This window comes from Caldimonas sp. KR1-144 (assembly GCF_049446155.1).
In the GTDB taxonomy this organism is placed as follows: domain Bacteria; phylum Pseudomonadota; class Gammaproteobacteria; order Burkholderiales; family Burkholderiaceae_C; genus Rivibacter.
This window is the reverse complement of the sequence record NZ_JBMSEE010000004.1, coordinates 1-15,557: the sequence shown is the minus strand read 5'-3', so window position 1 is coordinate 15,557 and position 15,557 is coordinate 1. Positions and strand designations below refer to the sequence as shown.

General features: G+C 64.6%; 19 protein-coding genes. 16 read left to right on the top strand and 3 right to left on the bottom strand.

Features of this window, described 5'->3' with window-relative positions; genetic code table 11:
* Window positions 1-33: 33 nt before the first annotated feature.
* From ACO2TI_RS10465 to ACO2TI_RS10455, 3 genes are all read left to right on the top strand, one after another.
* Window positions 34-351: a hypothetical protein gene (locus tag ACO2TI_RS10465; RefSeq protein ID WP_423284114.1), complete on the top strand. Its 318-nt coding sequence runs from the start codon at window positions 34-36 to the stop codon at window positions 349-351.
* A 71-nt stretch (window positions 352-422) separates the two neighbouring features.
* Window positions 423-1,808, top strand: coding sequence for an FAD-containing oxidoreductase (locus ACO2TI_RS10460; RefSeq protein ID WP_423284112.1), 1,386 nt, complete (start codon window positions 423-425; stop codon window positions 1,806-1,808).
* Window positions 1,809-2,040: 232 nt separating this feature from the next.
* Complete coding sequence (locus tag ACO2TI_RS10455; protein WP_423284111.1) at window positions 2,041-3,525, top strand: DUF6538 domain-containing protein; 1,485 nt, start codon at window positions 2,041-2,043, stop codon at window positions 3,523-3,525.
* Here ACO2TI_RS10455 and ACO2TI_RS10450 read toward each other — a convergent pair.
* Window positions 3,499-4,752: an FRG domain-containing protein gene (locus ACO2TI_RS10450; protein ID WP_423284109.1), complete on the bottom strand. Its 1,254-nt coding sequence runs from the start codon at window positions 4,750-4,752 to the stop codon at window positions 3,499-3,501. The genes ACO2TI_RS10455 and ACO2TI_RS10450 overlap by 27 nt on opposite strands.
* Before the next feature lie 302 nt (window positions 4,753-5,054).
* Between ACO2TI_RS10450 and ACO2TI_RS10445 the strand changes: the two genes are divergently transcribed.
* The 6 genes from ACO2TI_RS10445 (at window position 5,055) to ACO2TI_RS10420 (ending at window position 9,065) form a co-directional block, all read left to right on the top strand.
* Window positions 5,055-5,369, top strand: coding sequence for a hypothetical protein (locus ACO2TI_RS10445; RefSeq protein ID WP_423284107.1), 315 nt, complete (start codon window positions 5,055-5,057; stop codon window positions 5,367-5,369).
* A gap of 84 nt (window positions 5,370-5,453) precedes the next feature.
* Window positions 5,454-6,413, top strand: coding sequence for a putative phage abortive infection protein (locus ACO2TI_RS10440; RefSeq protein ID WP_423284105.1), 960 nt, complete (start codon window positions 5,454-5,456; stop codon window positions 6,411-6,413).
* 198 nt (window positions 6,414-6,611) lie between these two features.
* Window positions 6,612-7,783, top strand: a protein-coding gene (locus ACO2TI_RS10435) for an IS3 family transposase (RefSeq protein ID WP_336966179.1) whose coding sequence is annotated in 2 segments (ribosomal slippage) — window positions 6,612-6,867 and window positions 6,867-7,783 — 1,173 coding nt in all. Because the reading frame shifts where the segments join, the coding sequence is not laid out codon by codon here.
* A gap of 100 nt (window positions 7,784-7,883) precedes the next feature.
* The gene (locus ACO2TI_RS10430) at window positions 7,884-8,105 is read left to right on the top strand and encodes a hypothetical protein (protein WP_423284103.1); all 222 of its coding nucleotides are present in this window, start codon (window positions 7,884-7,886) and stop codon (window positions 8,103-8,105) included.
* 92 nt (window positions 8,106-8,197) lie between these two features.
* Complete coding sequence (locus ACO2TI_RS10425; protein WP_423284101.1) at window positions 8,198-8,491, top strand: hypothetical protein; 294 nt, start codon at window positions 8,198-8,200, stop codon at window positions 8,489-8,491.
* A gap of 82 nt (window positions 8,492-8,573) precedes the next feature.
* Window positions 8,574-9,065, top strand: a complete 492-nt coding sequence (locus tag ACO2TI_RS10420; RefSeq protein ID WP_423284099.1) for a BRO-N domain-containing protein — start codon at window positions 8,574-8,576, stop codon at window positions 9,063-9,065.
* Between the two features lie 166 nt (window positions 9,066-9,231).
* Here ACO2TI_RS10420 and ACO2TI_RS10415 read toward each other — a convergent pair whose 3' ends face one another.
* Window positions 9,232-9,846, bottom strand: a complete 615-nt coding sequence (locus ACO2TI_RS10415) for a recombinase family protein (protein ID WP_423284097.1) — start codon at window positions 9,844-9,846, stop codon at window positions 9,232-9,234.
* A gap of 402 nt (window positions 9,847-10,248) precedes the next feature.
* Between ACO2TI_RS10415 and ACO2TI_RS10410 the strand changes: the two genes are divergently transcribed.
* The 7 genes from ACO2TI_RS10410 to ACO2TI_RS10380 all read left to right on the top strand — a co-directional run bounded on the left by ACO2TI_RS10410 (window position 10,249) and on the right by ACO2TI_RS10380 (window position 15,066).
* The gene (locus ACO2TI_RS10410; RefSeq protein WP_423284095.1) at window positions 10,249-10,740 is read left to right on the top strand and encodes a hypothetical protein; all 492 of its coding nucleotides are present in this window, start codon (window positions 10,249-10,251) and stop codon (window positions 10,738-10,740) included.
* The gene (locus ACO2TI_RS10405) at window positions 10,737-11,114 is read left to right on the top strand and encodes a hypothetical protein (protein WP_423284093.1); all 378 of its coding nucleotides are present in this window, start codon (window positions 10,737-10,739) and stop codon (window positions 11,112-11,114) included. Before ACO2TI_RS10410 ends, ACO2TI_RS10405 begins: the two co-directional genes overlap by 4 nt.
* Entirely contained in the window at window positions 11,111-11,590 is a 480-nt protein-coding gene (locus ACO2TI_RS10400) for a hypothetical protein (RefSeq protein WP_423284092.1), read from the top strand. Before ACO2TI_RS10405 ends, ACO2TI_RS10400 begins: the two co-directional genes overlap by 4 nt.
* Before the next feature lie 649 nt (window positions 11,591-12,239).
* Window positions 12,240-12,707 (top strand): hypothetical protein, encoded by a 468-nt coding sequence (locus ACO2TI_RS10395; protein WP_423284090.1) that lies wholly within the window; start codon window positions 12,240-12,242, stop codon window positions 12,705-12,707.
* A 172-nt stretch (window positions 12,708-12,879) separates the two neighbouring features.
* The gene (locus tag ACO2TI_RS10390) at window positions 12,880-13,851 is read left to right on the top strand and encodes a hypothetical protein (RefSeq protein ID WP_423284089.1); all 972 of its coding nucleotides are present in this window, start codon (window positions 12,880-12,882) and stop codon (window positions 13,849-13,851) included.
* Window positions 13,848-14,075, top strand: a complete 228-nt coding sequence (locus tag ACO2TI_RS10385; RefSeq protein ID WP_423284088.1) for a hypothetical protein — start codon at window positions 13,848-13,850, stop codon at window positions 14,073-14,075. The genes ACO2TI_RS10390 and ACO2TI_RS10385 overlap by 4 nt, the downstream gene beginning before the upstream one ends.
* 397 nt (window positions 14,076-14,472) lie before the next feature.
* The gene (locus ACO2TI_RS10380) at window positions 14,473-15,066 is read left to right on the top strand and encodes a hypothetical protein (RefSeq protein WP_423284087.1); all 594 of its coding nucleotides are present in this window, start codon (window positions 14,473-14,475) and stop codon (window positions 15,064-15,066) included.
* 51 nt (window positions 15,067-15,117) lie between these two features.
* Here the strand turns inward: ACO2TI_RS10380 and ACO2TI_RS10375 are convergent.
* Window positions 15,118-15,557 (bottom strand): hypothetical protein (locus ACO2TI_RS10375; protein WP_423284085.1); only part of this gene is annotated, 440 nt, incomplete at its 5' end.

Genomic DNA, 15,557 nt, shown 5'->3' with positions numbered 1-15,557 from the left:
CAGGTCTTTCGCACCTGCCTAGGAGCGATGGCCATGAACGGGACCCCCGACTCACCACGACCCGCGGCCAACGGCGCGCCGCCTCCCGTGGTCGATACACAATCCACGGCCGACAGCGGCTCGGTGCGCCCGCACGGCGAGGCCGCCAGCCCCGCGGCCGAATGGCTGGGCAGCCATGCCATGGTCACGACGCTCAGCGCGATCGGCGGGGCCGGGCTCGGCGCGATGATCGGCATCGCGGTAGGTCCGCTCGGCAGCCTGGCAGGCGCCGTCTTCGGTGCCTTGATCGGCATCGTGCTGGCCGCGGCGGTGGCCGGCCGCAGTCACGGCGGTGGACGCACCTCGCACTGAAGCCGCTTGGCGAGCCCGGCCGGGCACTTGGTGAAGGCACCGCAGTGGGCACCGCCATGGAGGAACGCGCCGTGACCGAATCCTTCGATGCCATCGTCATCGGCACCGGCCAGGCCGGCTCGCCGCTGGCCGAGCGCATGTCTGGCCAAGGCTTGCGCGTGGCCGTGATCGAGCGCGGACAGGTCGGCGGCACCTGCGTCAACACCGGCTGCATCCCGACCAAGGCCCTGGTGGCGAGCGCGCATGCCGCCTGGGTCGTGCGCCATGCCGAGCGCTGGGGCGTGCGGCCACCGGCCGATCCGGGCGTCGACCTGGCCGCGGTGATGGCGCGCAAGGACCGCATCGCCAGCAACGCGCGCCGCAATGTCGAGCAATGGCTGAGCGGCATGCGCAACGTCGAGCTGATCGCCGGCCACGCGCGCTTCGAGGATGCGCACACGGTGGCGGTAGGCCAGCGGCGGCTGCGCGCTGAGCGCATCTTCGTCAACGTCGGCGGGCGCCCCGCCACCGGCGGCATCGAGGGCCTGGACGGCGTGCCGTGGCTCAGCAACGCCTCGATCATGAAGCTCGACCGCCTGCCGCGGCACCTGGTGGTGGTCGGCGGCAGCTACATCGGACTCGAGTTCGCGCAGATGTTTCGCCGCTTCGGCTCCGACGTCACGGTGGTCCAGCGCGGCACGCAGCTCGTGCCGCGCGAGGATCGCGACGTCGCCGAGGCCCTGCAACGCATCCTCGAGGACGAGGGCGTCGAGGTGCGCACCGGCGCCGAATGCGTTCGCGCGGCGCCCGACGGCGACGGCATCGTCGTCGACGTCGACTGCCGGCAAGGCGCGCCGCGCGTGCGCGCAAGCCACCTGCTGGTGGCCACCGGCCGGCGCCCCAACACCGACGACCTCGGCCTCGAGCGCGCCGGCGTGCGCCTCGACGAGCGCGGCTACATCGCGGTGGACGACCAGCTGCGCAGCAGCGTCGAACACATCTGGGCCCTGGGCGACTGCAACGGCCGCGGCGCGTTCACCCACACCTCGTGGAACGACTTCGAGATCGTCGCGGCCAACCTGTTCGACGGCGCCCGGCGCAGCGTGGGCGAGCGCGTCGTGACCTACGCGCTCTACACCGATCCGCCGCTGGCGCGCATCGGCCTCACCGAGCGCGAGGTCCGCGAGCGCGGCCACGACGCGCTGATCGGCACGCGACCGATGTCGCGCGTGGGCCGGGCGATCGAGAAAGGCGAGGACGCCGGCTTCATCAAGATCCTCGTCGATGCGAAGTCGAAGGCCATCCTGGGCGTGGCCATCCTCGGCGTCGACGGCGACGAGGCGGTCCACTCGCTGCTCGACGTGCTGGTCGCCAAGCGCCCGTACACCGAGGTGATGAACGGCGTGCGCATCCACCCGACGGTCTGCGAGCTGCTGCCGACGGTGCTGCAGTCGCTGCGCCCGCTGCCGGCGTCCTAGCAGAGGCCGAAAGGAAAGCGTGTCTACGTGCCGCGCTTTGCCCAGCGCGGCCGCAGGCGGTTCGGGCACCCGGAAACGAAAAACGCCGACAAGCGGATCGCTTGTCGGCGTCTTTGTTATCTGGGGTGGCTGATGGGACTCGAATCAAGATGATCAATTGCCCCAACAACCGCGCCATTCCTAGAGATCAAGGCATAAACTGTACCCATCTCTGTACCCGTGCGTGCCCTTTATGCCCCTGGCAAAGAACCCCAAGCTCCAGTACCTCAAGCTGCGTGGCGGGACCTGGTATCTCAATCATCCGATCCCCAAGGACCTCCAGTCGGCGTACGTCACGAAGTCCGGGAAGCCGCAGACACACATCGTCCGCGCACTGAACACCGGGGATGAGCGCGAGGCATACCGCCGCAAGGTCACCCTCCTCCCTGCGGTCCTGGCCGAGTTCGATCTCAAGCGCCGTGAGCTGCGCGGCATGGTCCCCAAGGACCTGCAGGTCGCCATCGAGTTCCGCGAGAAGCTCCGCGACGCCAGCAACGCGGACGACTACGAGCTGGCCAGCACGATTGGCGACGTGATCTCGATGCACGCCGACACCATCTACGAGGCCGGTGGAGAAAACGCCGCGTCCCTGCGCAAGGCACGGAATTTTGTACGGATCGCCGAGGGGGCAGAAACACTTCTCGAAGCGTTCGATGACTGGATCGCCAAGAGCACCCTTCCGCCCCGGACTCAGGCGAAGTACCGCACCGCCCTGATGGAGTTCACCGGCTATGTCGGAGGGCACCCGCTCATCGCCGACATGAACCGGAAGAACGCCATTGGCTACGTGGACTGGCTCAACAGCGAGGCGCGCAGTCAGCGCACCAAGAAGGTCATTCCCCTGTCCTACAACACGAAGCGCGACCGCGTGATGGCGCTCAGTGCGTTCTGGAACAAGGGGCTCTCGACTCGGGGCAAGTCAGCCGAGCCGGTCAACCCGTGGTCCAAGCTGGAAGTCACCTTGAAGCCCACTTCAAAGGACATCCATTGGGACAGCACCGAGAACACCGGCCGACCCAAACGGCGCGACCACTTCGATGAAGCCGACCTCCTGGCGATCCTTGATGCCCCTGGGCCGGCGCAGCGCGGCAGCACCAAGTACACCAAGGCGACGCTGATGGAGGTGTTCAGTCTCGGCTTGTTGACTGGGGCACGCCCTGATGAGTTCTGCTCGCTGCTCCTTGGCGACGTGCGCAAGATCCCTGGGGGCTACTCGCTATCGCTCATGGGCGGCAAGAACGAAGAGAGTGACCGGCGCATCCCTGTGGTCCACCCGTTGGCAGTAGCCGTGTTGAAGCGCCGCATCGGCAAGCGGACGGATGCCAAGGCGCAACTGTTCGAAGAGTTCCGCCCCAAGCAAGGTCACGACAACATGGCTGAACTGGTGCTTCGAGCGCTCGGGAGGCACTTGGAACGCGCAGCTGACCTGCCTGCCGGTGCGGTGCCCTACTGCACGCGGCACACGCTGTCCTCCGTCATGGGCAACATCGATGACGTCAAGGACGCAGTGCTGCAGCGGTACATCGGCCAGAAGCCCGACAAGATGCTCGACAAGCACTATCGGTCCGTGTCTGACGAATCGCTGCTGAGCTTTGCAAAGAAGGTGAAGTACCCCGCGAAAGTTGAGCGACGGATGGCGGAGGAGCTTTGTCTAGTCGTCAGTCCCAACGGGCGCTGATGCTGAGTCAGATTCGTCGATGAGCTCCTTCGAGTTCGATATCTTCTGCTGCACCTCCGGCGCCGTCGAGGTCGCTGCATCGGTTGGCACACCCGCTCTCTTCACCTGAGGCCGCTTGAACGCCATCGCGTGGCGAATTCGTCGACTCACCCCGTCCAAACCGGGGAACATCGTGGCCGCAGTGATGCCCATATAGGCCAAGTCCTCAAGCGCATCCACGGCCGCGCTGGCTGGCACGTCTACCGCGTACAGAAATCGCGAGCTGTTCAGCCGCTCCATCGAAGCAATCCAGCTCTGCAAGTCGACGATGTTTGTGACGAGGAACCGACCTTGTTGAGCCTGGAGGCGCGGGTTGAGGCGCGTCGAAACATGCAAGGACGCCACGAACGGCTGCGGAGCATTGACCGTGACGATGGCGGGCGAGGTGCCCTCCACAAACTCCCGTGTGAGAGCAAACACGCGAACATCATCGTGCCCCGTCCGCACGGTTCGCTGATCGAATGCATCCGCAAAGGCAAAGAAGGCTGCTACATACGGGGACGCTGTCCAATCAAGCAAAGGGGTTGGCATCCCGTGGTGCTGCGCGAGGGCTAGCAGCGTACTGAAGTCATTTACGTCCGCTGGGTTCAACCGCACGCCCAACACACCCTCGGCCTCGCCGTGAAAGTCCACCAGTGTTTCGGCGCAGAACCTGACGAGACGCGCACGTCCTGCTCGATGAAGTGTGGTCTGCAGGCGAAACCGGCTGCTTCCGTGGCCCCTGAAGAGCTTGGCGTCGGCTTCTGGGCGAATGCGAGTGGCCCAGTCTTTGAAGTCGCCCCAATCGCGACAGCGATCGACCTGTAGACCATCGTCTAACTCCATCACGGAAAGCTGAACGCGCCCCTCTCCTTCACGGTCGAACCATCGACCTTCAAATCCCCCATTCACCCTAGTCAGTTCGATCCTGACCGCCCGTATCTCGGCGGCCTCCGCGTCGCTCAATTCAGGCAGAACCAAAGGGCCGTGTGGCGCCTGGCGCCAGACCTGCAAGGGCTTGAGTGTTATCGACGCGCCGTCGTCGACCTCGATATCTGTCAGCAAGGCGCCCGGAACATAGCCGTCCGGCGCGGCGCCGTCCCAGTGCCAATGAAACATGTACTCGTGCGGTCGGTCGCTGTCGACACACAGGACGACCTTGGCCACGTGGGACTTGATCTCGGCGGTTCCGAGGTACTGAATTGACATAGCGCCTCCCTAGCGGCGATTTTGAGTCGAGACCATCAACGGTCATCTATACTGTATGTTCATACAGTGTTCCTGCGGTGCCGCCATGACCCCCTCCGATCCAACCACCTGGGTCCGCCAGTGCGCGGATCGCCTGCAGCAGCAGTGGCCCCGAGTGCCCCGCGAGGACCTTGAAGACACCGCGATGGACCTCCTAGGCAAGCCCGAGCTGCGCCGCCTGGAGCCGGATCAAGCGGCCTCGCAGTGGCTCCACAAGGGCGTCCTGGCTGACTGACATGGTGTGGACCCCTCCAGCGGGTGCGATGCAGCCGCCCGAGCCGCCGTTTGAGAAGTGCCACTGCGGCGGCACCGTGCTGAAGCGCGTGAAGGTGGCCCGTCCCGATGGCTCGCTGTACAGCACCGAGTTCGGAGCGTGCTCGCAGTGCGGCGCGATGTTCCACAAGCCGCAGGCGTACCGAGAAGTGTCCGACAAGGGGACTCCTAGCGCGACTCAAGGGTTCGCGACCGCGTACATACAGCCGGCCGGCGAGAGCACTGTGACCGAGGAGCAGATGAGGGAGATTCGCGAGGCCGTGGAGAGGGTGAACAAGTCGAAGGGCAAGCGATCCTCGCGTTAAACGGGTCAGGTGGGCGACGAACCTCCCCCCATTGATGTCTATCGGATAGTCTCGCTGTCCGACGATAGCGACCGGGAGGCCGCCATGAACGACAAGTGCGCGCATGAGCCGATCAAAGCACCGTGGGCCCCTGCGGTAGTGCTACTCCTAGTCGTTCTCGCCTTGTGGGCCCTATGGGCCATGTGGGGCGTCCAGATGCTCCACATGCACCTCTCAAGCGCGCCGGATGGATCGGCCAGCCTCGCGGGACTTGGGCAGGTGGGCGACCTGTTTGGCGGCATCAACGCTGTGTTCGCGGCATCCGCGCTAGTCGGCGTGTTCTGGGCCGGCATGCTGCAACGGGCGACGCTGTTGGAGACGAAGCGTGCCCTGCAGGCCGAACAACGAGAGCTGCGTGAGGAGAGGCAGTTTCGGACACGCCAGCAATGGGAGGCAACGTTCTTCCAACTGTTAACCCTTGTGCGCGATGTCGCCGCAGGGGTGACCACGAAAGTCGGAGCCGACGAGCGCGTCGGCTTCAGGGCACTCAATTCAATGGCCCACACGCTCATGGATCGGGCGTTAGTCAAAAAGGACCCAACTCCAGAGGAGGCTCTCGAGATGGGTCTTTCCTGGTACGTAAAGCAAACGTACCGGAATCATCCCTCGGCGCTCGGAGTGTACTTTCGGACCCTCTATCACCTGTTCAAGCAAATCGAGGCGGCGCCCGACGAAGTCCTGCCTGAAGTCGAGAAGGTGCGTTTTGCCACAATTGCGCGAGCGCAGATTAGTGATGGGGCCGTGCTGCTATTGGCCTTCGGTGGGCTCACGAAAAGCGGCGCCGGCTTTCAAGCTCTGATCGAAAAGTACGGTCTGCTTGAGCACATGCTCGACAGGTATCAAGCGGCGTGGAAAGAGGGACTCTTGCTGGTCTATCAGCCGCATGCATTCCTTGGTAGCAGCGAGCGAGCACGGACTGCTAAGGTTGTTCATGCGCACCCACTCGCTAATTACATAAGCGCCAGCGATTTGGATCAGGTAGTCGCCACCGGCCAAGACTTCTGAGCGCGCGTCGGTTCGAGTTGTCGTCCTCGGACCGTTGCCGCATCGCAACCGTTCCTGAAATGGGACGAATAGATTGTGCGAGGCAGGCTGGAAGCCTATCACCGGCTTCCACCAGACGAGGATGCGCCGATGCGCTGACCTTGCCCCCGAGAACCGGATCCCTTGCTGAGTGGTTGAATTCAGACAAGGAGAGCGGATGTGAAGAAGGCGACGAGAGCGAAGTACACGCTGGAGTTCAAGCTCGAGGCGGTGCGGCTGGTCAAGGGCGGGCAGAGCATGGCGGCGACGGCGAAGATCCTGGGCATCGCCGAGCAGACGCTGCACAACTGGATCAGGGCCGACAAGGATGGTCGGCTGAGCGGAGCTGGCACCAAGCCGGTGAGCCCCGAGCAGATGGAGATCGCGCGGCTGCGAGCTGAACTGGCCCGTGTGAAGATGGAGCGCGACATCCTGGGAAAAGCGACGGCGTACTTCGCGAAGGAGCGGGGGTGAAGTACGCCTGGATCGAGCGGCACCGCAATCACTGGCCGGTGTCGCTGAGCTGCGAGGTGCTGGGCGTGAGCGCCAGCGGGTATCACGAGCACAAGCTTCGATCGGCCAAGCCGCGACGCCACATCGGCGACGACGCGCTGCTGGTGCACATCCGCGCTGTGCACGCCCAGACACGTGGCGAGTACGGCTGGCCGCGGGTATGGAGGGAACTGCTCGCAGGTGGCATCCGCGTGGGCAAGGAGCGAGTGCGCAAGTTGATGAAGCTGCACGGCATCAAGGCGCGAGGCAAACGCAAGTTCAAGGCGACCACCGACAGCAACCACAAGCTGCCGGTGGCCGAGAACCTGCTCGACCGCCAATTCACGCCAGCGGCACCTGACCGCGTGTGGACGAGCGACATCACCTACGTTGCGACCGATGAAGGATGGCTGTACCTGGTCGTGGTCATCGACCTGTTCAGCCGTCAGATTGTGGGCTGGTCGATGAAGCCACACATGAAGCGCGAGTTGGTCATCGATGCTCTGCGCATGGCCTGGTTCCGACGCCGGCCCGAGCCCGGGGTGATCTTCCACTCCGACCGCGGCAGCCAGTACTGCAGCGACGACTTCCAGCGGGCGCTGACCGAGTACGGCATGCGCAGCTCGATGAGCCGCAAGGGCAACTGTTGGGACAATGCGCCGACCGAGAGCCTGTGGGGCTCGCTGAAGGTCGGCAGGCTGCACGGGTGCCGGTTCGAGACCCGGCGCGCCGCGATGGACGAGATCGTCGACTGGCTGACGTTCTACAACCACCGACGACTTCACTCGTCGCTGGGCTACGTCAGCCCGATGCAGTTCGAACGGGCTTGGCTTGCCGCCCAGGCAAGGCAGGCCGCGTGATGGTCTCAGCTATGGGATCCGGAGAACGCGGGCAAGGTCACGCTGGCGCAGGCATCGCGACACCATGAGGGCTCCAACGAAACACCAAGGAGCCTCTCTCGTGCCTTCTCATCTGACCCGCTCGACCATCCTCTGCATGCGCACCGCGGCCCTTCTTGATGCAGCATTGCTGTGCCGCTGCTGGTCCGCCTTCATCGGCTACTCCAACGGGACCGCCGAGTGGTGGTACTTCGATGCGTGGCGCGATGCGGTCTCATGGAATCTGCGCATCGGCAACTTCGAGATGGTCATTGATCGACCGTACCGTCCGGAACTCGCATGAGGGCCGCGCCGGAGCTTCACGGGCCGCCCGACCCACGCAAGCGCAAGCAAGCGATGGCGGACCTAGCAAAGGCCACGATGGGGGTCCTCCGAATGGCCTTCCCGCAGCAGGACTATGGGGGCAGCTTCAAGCCCCTCGCGGGTCCTCCTGGCGAAGGCATCGCACTGACGTGGACCGGCGAGGCCCTCAGCGTCCGCGCATGCGGCTACGAGTTTCAGGCCGCGCTGCGGCTCACGGAGGCACAGGAGGCCGCGCTGCTGGATCGCCTGTTGACCCGGCGCAGGATCAAGGAGCTTGCCGCCGAGGCCCGCGAGTCGGTCACCGAGAGGGCATCTCAGGGGACCACGACGGGGCCTGATGAGTGCGCCGAGGATGCCTCTGGGTGAGCGTTGCCCCCGAGAATCCCGTGGTTAAGGCGACCTCCGCGCCATCGACAAGGACGGCCATCCTTGGTTCGCAGCCGCCGACGTGTGCCGCGCGCTCGACTTCCGCGACGCCTTCAACGCGACCCGTGGCCTGGACGACGACGAGCGCGGGATGCTCAAAGCCTCGGAATGTGAGGGTTTGCCGAACCGGGGCCTCGTCATCGTCAACGAGTCCGGCCTTTACTCGCTGATCCTCCGCAGCCGCAAGCCCGAGGCCCAGGCGTTCCGCAAGTGGGTCACCAGCGAGGTCCTGTCGAACCTCCGCAAGCATGGCGTTGCGACCACCCGCACGGTGGCCGCTGCCGTGGTCTCCGGGGAGATGACGCCGGCCGAGCTGATGGCCCGCGCTGTCCTGGCCGCGAACGAGACCATTTCCACAAGATTTTTCCGAGGCCTTTCCGATAAGCGCGGGGCCGCAAGTTCCCCCCCGGTACCCCCTCGATCCCAGCAAGGGGCACAAAGCGGATGCACTCGGGCAGCAAGGGCATCGAGAGGACCGCTAGGTGTGGGACCAAGCGAGCATGTAGGCCGCTAGCGGAGAGCGGGCGGGTGGGCCGTACCGGGCGCATCGGCGGCAGTGCGGGGCACTCGCTTGACCCTGCCTCCAGGTGACAGCGCAGACTTGACGGCGTTGCTCGCTGGGCCCAAAACGCGCGATGCGGGATGAGCCCACTCTAAACCCCCACCCCCGCAAGAACCGCTCACCCAGCGGCCACCACTCGCTGCACGACCGAGACGCCGCAGCCGACCGTCTTGGCAATCCTGACGATTCCCATAGCCCCCGCGCGCAGCTCGCGAATGCGCTGCTCGGTGGCCTCATCGACGGTCGGACGGCCGATGGCACGGCCGCTCTTGGTTCCCTTCGCCTTGGCCCGTGCGAGTCCCGCCGTGACCCGCTCTCGGATCATCTCGCGCTCGAACTCAGCGAACACGCCCATCATCTGGAAGAGAGCCTTGCCGGCCGGGGTCGCAGTGTTGATGCCCTGCTGATGCAGGTACAGGTCTACGCCCGTCGAGTGCAGTTCCTGCAGTAGCGCGATGAGGTCAATCAAGGAGCGCCCGAGGCGATCCACGGACCACGCGGCCACCACATCGAAGTCCTTGCGAGCGATGCCCTTGAGCATGGCGTCGAGTTGGGGGCGGTCCTTGCGACCCTTGGCACCGCTGATGCCTCGGTCGGTGAACTCGGCGGCAACCTCCCAACCCAGCCGCTGGGCGGCCTCGCGGAGTTCGCGCAGTTGGTTCTCGGTGGATTGACGGTCGGTCGATACGCGGGCGTAAAGCGCAACGCGGCGCGGCTTGGTCGGCTTGCTCATGCCGACATCGTGCCAGCACGCCATACGGAAAGCAACTGGTTGACGTATGGGCGTCTCGCGCACTTGCTCCCCTGGGCAACTGGTGCCGAACTCGGGCCATGGTTTCCGTATGCCCGTGCTCACCCAAATCGCTCGCCATTTCAAGCACTTGGGGAACTGGAGCACCGGTGGTCGTGCGCCAAACCCTGACCCTAGAAGAAGAACACATGGGCAACTGTCCGTGCCTAAGCCGTGACCCCTGCCAGGACATCGGCCGGCTCCTGCGTCTAAACCCACCCCTCTGCAGAACACCGCTCGATCCACCTCTCGCGCCACCTCAAGGCCGCGACACGCCCCACCTCACGGGCCACGTCGCGGCCCCCCCTTTCAACTTCAGCCGGCCGCATTCGCGGTCCTTGCACCATGCTCGCAAAGCAGAACCGCTCCGCGCCCTATACGCGCTCGACCGTGGCCCTTCGCGGCACCGTCGCTCAGACCGAAGTCAAGCTCGACCACCCGTCGCGCCTCGCCATCGCATACGCCCGCGCATGGCTCAACACCGGCCCCGGCGGCATGGCAGTCGATCCGCTCTCCAGCGGTGTCGTGCGCCGCGCCTTGGTCGTCTACATGGGCCATCTCAGTCGCGCCGACCTCGACCCGAAGCAAGAGGCCCGAGCCGTGCGTTCTTGCTGCTCCAGTTTCCCGCCCGATGAGGACACCCAGGAAGCCGCCTGGAAGCGCCTCCAAGCTCACAACGAGGGCGCATCGCTACCGCCCTGGCTTGATGTCCTCCGAGGGCCCCAATGGGCTCAACAGTGGAAGGACTTCGAGGCGCGCCATGAGGTCCTCATCGAACAGGTTCTGAGCGCGCGGCGTCCCCGGCGCAAAGGCTCTACGACCACCACCAACGAATGATCATCAACGACAACCCCGCCGCGTCTCCCTACGACTTGGCACAGGAGCTGAACGACCTCCTCGTGGGCGAACTCACGCGCCGCGTTCAGGCCAGCGATGCACCCGCCGAGGTCCTTGGCGTGGCCCGAGCGCTGCTCAAACAGAACGGGGTCCTCGCAGAAAGCCCGGAGCAGGTAAAGGCGCTGCGGGACCTTCACGACCTCCTGACCGGTGCCCTCCACGCTGCCGTTTCCTCGGGGACCCCTACGGCCTCGATGCTGGCCGAGGTGCGGCACTTCCTGCGCGACCAGGGTGTGGGTAAGGACCTCAGCGCCAGCATCGACCACGCAGCGGCCCTCCAAGCCCTCGACTCCATCGATCTTCCATTTCAATGACCATCACCGTGACGACCACACCAACCCGACCCACCTCGACCGCTTCCGGCTGGCATCCGACCAACCCGGTGTCCGAGCGCGAGACCCTCGACATGGCGACTGCCCGGCAGATTGCCCTTCGGACACGCCTGCGCCATCACTACTGGCTCACCGAATGCCGCCCCTTCGATGACAGTACCGTCGCCCTGATGCGCCGCAAGATGACCCTCATCGACGCTCGCGATGCGATGGACGACGAAGAGGTGGTCGATCTGCTGACCGCGCACTACGGGTTCACAAGGAGCGCCGAAGGTTGGCGCATTGCCGACCTGGACTGCGCACGCGATGCGCTGGTCTCCTCCATCGACGGCACCCGCAAGCGTGCTCAAGCTGCTGGCGTTGCCAGCGCGAAGAAGCGGGCGCAGCAAGCGCCGCAGCAACGGGTAGACGCTTCAACCGAGGCAGCGCTATCCGGCACCGATCCGGCGGACTTCTGAACAGGACCCAACGGAAATGAACAACCGTTGAGTTCTGTTGGTCCCCGTTGCAACTTGACCAACAAGATAAGAGAAGAAGAGAGAAGAGAAGAAGAACAGTAGAAGGCGACCTTCCTTAGGCGGCTCCGCCGCTGCTGACCACCCCCTGTTGTCCATGTCCCTCAAGGAGCAGCGGCAGAACTTCAGTCCAACCGGCGGTCCCCGTGATATCTCACGGTCATCACTGAGGCACCTGAAGGTAGCCCTCGGTAGACCGCTACTTGGATGGTCGATGCCGAAGGCGCTGTGGTCATCCTTCTTCGTGTCTCCTCCTTCCCGTTGGTCATCCTTCCCCGCAAGGGACCCGGTCGGGCCCCAGTAATGGCACAGCCAATGCCAATTCACCATCTGCCCTTCAACACAGGAGGTTCCATCCTCATCCATGGCTTCCCAAGCTCTCCTTGCCGCCCGTGCCGCCAATGCGCTGCGCCAGTGCGGCGCCCCAAACTGCCCCGAGACGCGCTACAGACTCAGCCGCTGGTGCAAGGACTGCACCCGCACGGACCTCCGCTACGGGGACCCGCGAGCGCGACCCCTGAAGCGCACCTTGTGGTCCTCCGAAAGATCACAGGTCGGGGCCCTCCTGGCGGCCAACGCTGCCCATCCCGGAGTGCGCAGCATCGTTGCCTACCTGGACCAGTGGTCAACCGAGGCTTGCGCCGATGAAAAGGCCTTCCGAGGCGCCAACGAGATTGCTCGGCTGAAGCGCCACGGCATCAAGCCGCTGGAGCTGCTGACCGAGGCGTGCGCCTTCTGGCTATGGCTCCAGAGGCATCCGCAGGTCCTTCCCAGCGACCGAGCGGAAGATTTCGCCTTGAGTCGCGCCCTGTTCGGCATGGCCCCTCGGCCGCGCCGACAGACTCGTGGTCCTGGCGGAGTCTGGCCGGTCAACAAGAAGCTGGCCGCGTCTTGCTCCTACGCCCCCAGGGCACGGCCGACAGCGATGGCCTACGTTGGTCAGCACCTTCGCAGGACCCTCGCTCCGTTCTTCGCAAACGTGGTCAGCAGCATCGAGCTGCAGGCCGAACAACAAGCGGCCCGAGAGGCCGCGATGCGGGCCCCCTTCAAGGTCCTCTGAGCCCTCGCAAAGGGCCGCCAGTTAGCTACCCACCTCGCGCCCGCAATGGGCCGCCATAGGCGCCGATAGGTGCCTTCCTGGGCCTCCGCTTGGAGTGCCCTTCCACCTCTCCATTCGCAACCTGCCGCAGGGCCATCACGGGCCACTGTGGCGCTACTGCATTGACTCAACCATGACCACACGCATTCAGATCATTCCCGAACAGTTCGCCGCCGAGGCGGCAGCGCAATCCCAGGGCACCATCGGCGTCGACACCTCCGCACAGCAAGACGCCGCGAGTCGAGTTCTCACGGGCGCCGTCAGCCTCACTGCGGGTGGCGATGCCGTCCAGCACGGGGCGACTCGCTACATCCATTCCAGCGAAGGGCGCGAAGGTGGCAGCGTCCTCGCCACGCTGTCCCGCGCCGGCACTTCCCAGACCGTCGAACTCGTCCCCGGAGTCCCCGGCAGTCGGACCACCGTGGCACTCGCGCTGCGCGAGGGTGTCCTTGTCCGTGACTCAGCGGGCAACCTGCAAGACGCCAAGACGGCAGCGGGCCAGCAGCACACACTGGAGACCAAGGCCGAAGAGCACCTCTTGGCCAACGAGAGGCAGCAGCAAGACCAGCAACAAGGATTCGGCACGGATGCGTGGAGCGCCGAGGATGACCAACTGTGGGCGCAGGACATCGACCCTTTGCCTCAGCAGTCGTACGACAGCGCTGTGGCGTCGGCCATCGGGTCCATCGTTCACGGGAGCGTGGGGCTCGACCAGACCGCGCAGGCCCTCGCACGTAGTGCCGGCATCGACCCTGAGATGGCGACCGACTACGTGCAACAAGGCGTCGCCATGTATGAGCGCACGGTGGCCCGAGCGGTGTCCCAACTGGGTATCGAAGGCGAGCGCCTAGAGCAGTTCTACGAGCACGTTCGCGGCCAGCCTGAGAAGCTCCAAGATGCCATTCAGCGCATGGTCCACATGCGCGACATGAGCGCCTGGAAGGACCTCGCTGTGACCTTCAAGGTGCGCAACCCGGGGGACCTCACTGCCTACCACTCGGTAGGTTTCGAGACCCACGTCGATCGAGACACTGGTGAGGTCATGTTGCGCCGGGGTACGGGGCGCTGGATCGCGGCATCGGAGCTTGTGAAGAGCGCCCGATGATCTGCACCCTCGAACTCAATGGCACGCCTGTGGCAATCGACCTCGGCAAGCGTGGCGTGGCGGCCATGACCGCCGATGTCACGTTCATGGTCGAGGACGTTCAGTACTGCGCGAACTATCGGCACTTGATCCACGGGCGGCACGTTGGCCCAAAGAGCCGCGTCGTTCGCGCGCGGGCGTTGAACCTCTCGCAGCATGGACAAGCCGAGGTGCGACCTCTGTGACCGTCTACCGGCTGACCCCGCTGCAAGGGGCGCCGGTTCTGCGCACCGCAGGGAGTATCGAGCGGGCCACCGAGCGTGGCCTTCTTGAGCTCCCTGCGGGGCTCAGGTCGGTGGAGTCGCTCTTGTAGCCGGAGCATCATCGAACTTGATGTTGCGCGGTATGCGGCCCGACCCGAGACTACTTGGCAGGGAAACTTTTGGGGCTCCTATGGACCGAGACCATGCCGTTGTGATGCTGCTGTTGGCTGGCGTGGGGCTGCTCTATCTGGCTTACCTTGGAGCGAAAGAAGTCGTGGACCGGTGGGCCACCCGGGGGGCTGCAAGCGCTCTGTTAGCCGTCGGGGGCGTTCTACTTGCCGGCGCACTAGGTATTGGAGCCACCTGGGGTGTCCCAAAGATGGTTCGATACGTCAAGGAGGTGCAGGACCACTCGACGACTGTCGCTGTTCATCCCGTTGATCGACTCCTCGACTCCATGACGAAAGGAAGCGCTGCCATAGTCGCACCAATGAGTGCAAATCAGTACGAGGACTTCCCCGTGGCGCTTGCCGTTTCAGGTTCGGCCCTCGGGCCCCTGCTCGCGGACATACAGGCGACCGCAGGTCCAGATTCGCACGTCGTGGGAATAGCCGGCGTGCGGCTCTCCCCGCGGATGCGAGCTGAACTAATTGGTGGCGACTTCGAGATTCAGGGCGAATCCTTGCAGGAACAGGCCGTTGCGACGCGCGGCAACACGACTTGGCAATGGACGGTGCGCTCTGCGTGGCCCGGTGAGAGAACTCTGCGGGTGCGCCTCCACGCGCTCGTCCTGGTTCAAGGCCAGGAAACACCGAGGTCCTTCAATGTGGCAGAGCATCGGCTAACAGTTCGAATCGACGCCACTGAATGGGCGATACGCAACTGGCAGTGGGTTGCTTCGGCGCTGGCCCTGCCACTCCTCGCCTTCGTATACCAGACGCTTTGGAAGCGGAACGGCATTCGGACACCGTAGTCTTCGCTAAGGCTGGAGCACAGGTGCCAAAGCGCGTCGAAGATCGGTGATCTACTGGATCTCGCGCTTCCTAAGTTCGGCTATCCGCTCCTCGATGCGGCTGACACGCTCATCCTTGTTGGCCCTGAGTCGTGATGCCGCCGTTTGCAGGTGCATGACCGCACGGTCAATGTCCCCTTTGTCTGCCGCCCTATCGGCGAGCATCGTCAACTCAACCACCGTGATTCGCTCCTTCTCGCCCGCGATCCCCGCAGGGCTATTGGCGACGCCGATAGCGATGAGCACGAGCATGAACGCGGCAAAACCAAAGCCTGCGACTCCATAGAACTCAGAGCGCCGCTGCCGATCTGGCGACGCCCCCGCAGCGACTAGGTGTGAAGCTTCAATAGGTTGTATCGGGTGTTCATCCGGATGGGGTTTGAGAGACTGGAAGTCGCCAAACCTCAATCCAACCCAAAGAGCCGACCCGGATGAACACCCATAAGCATGCC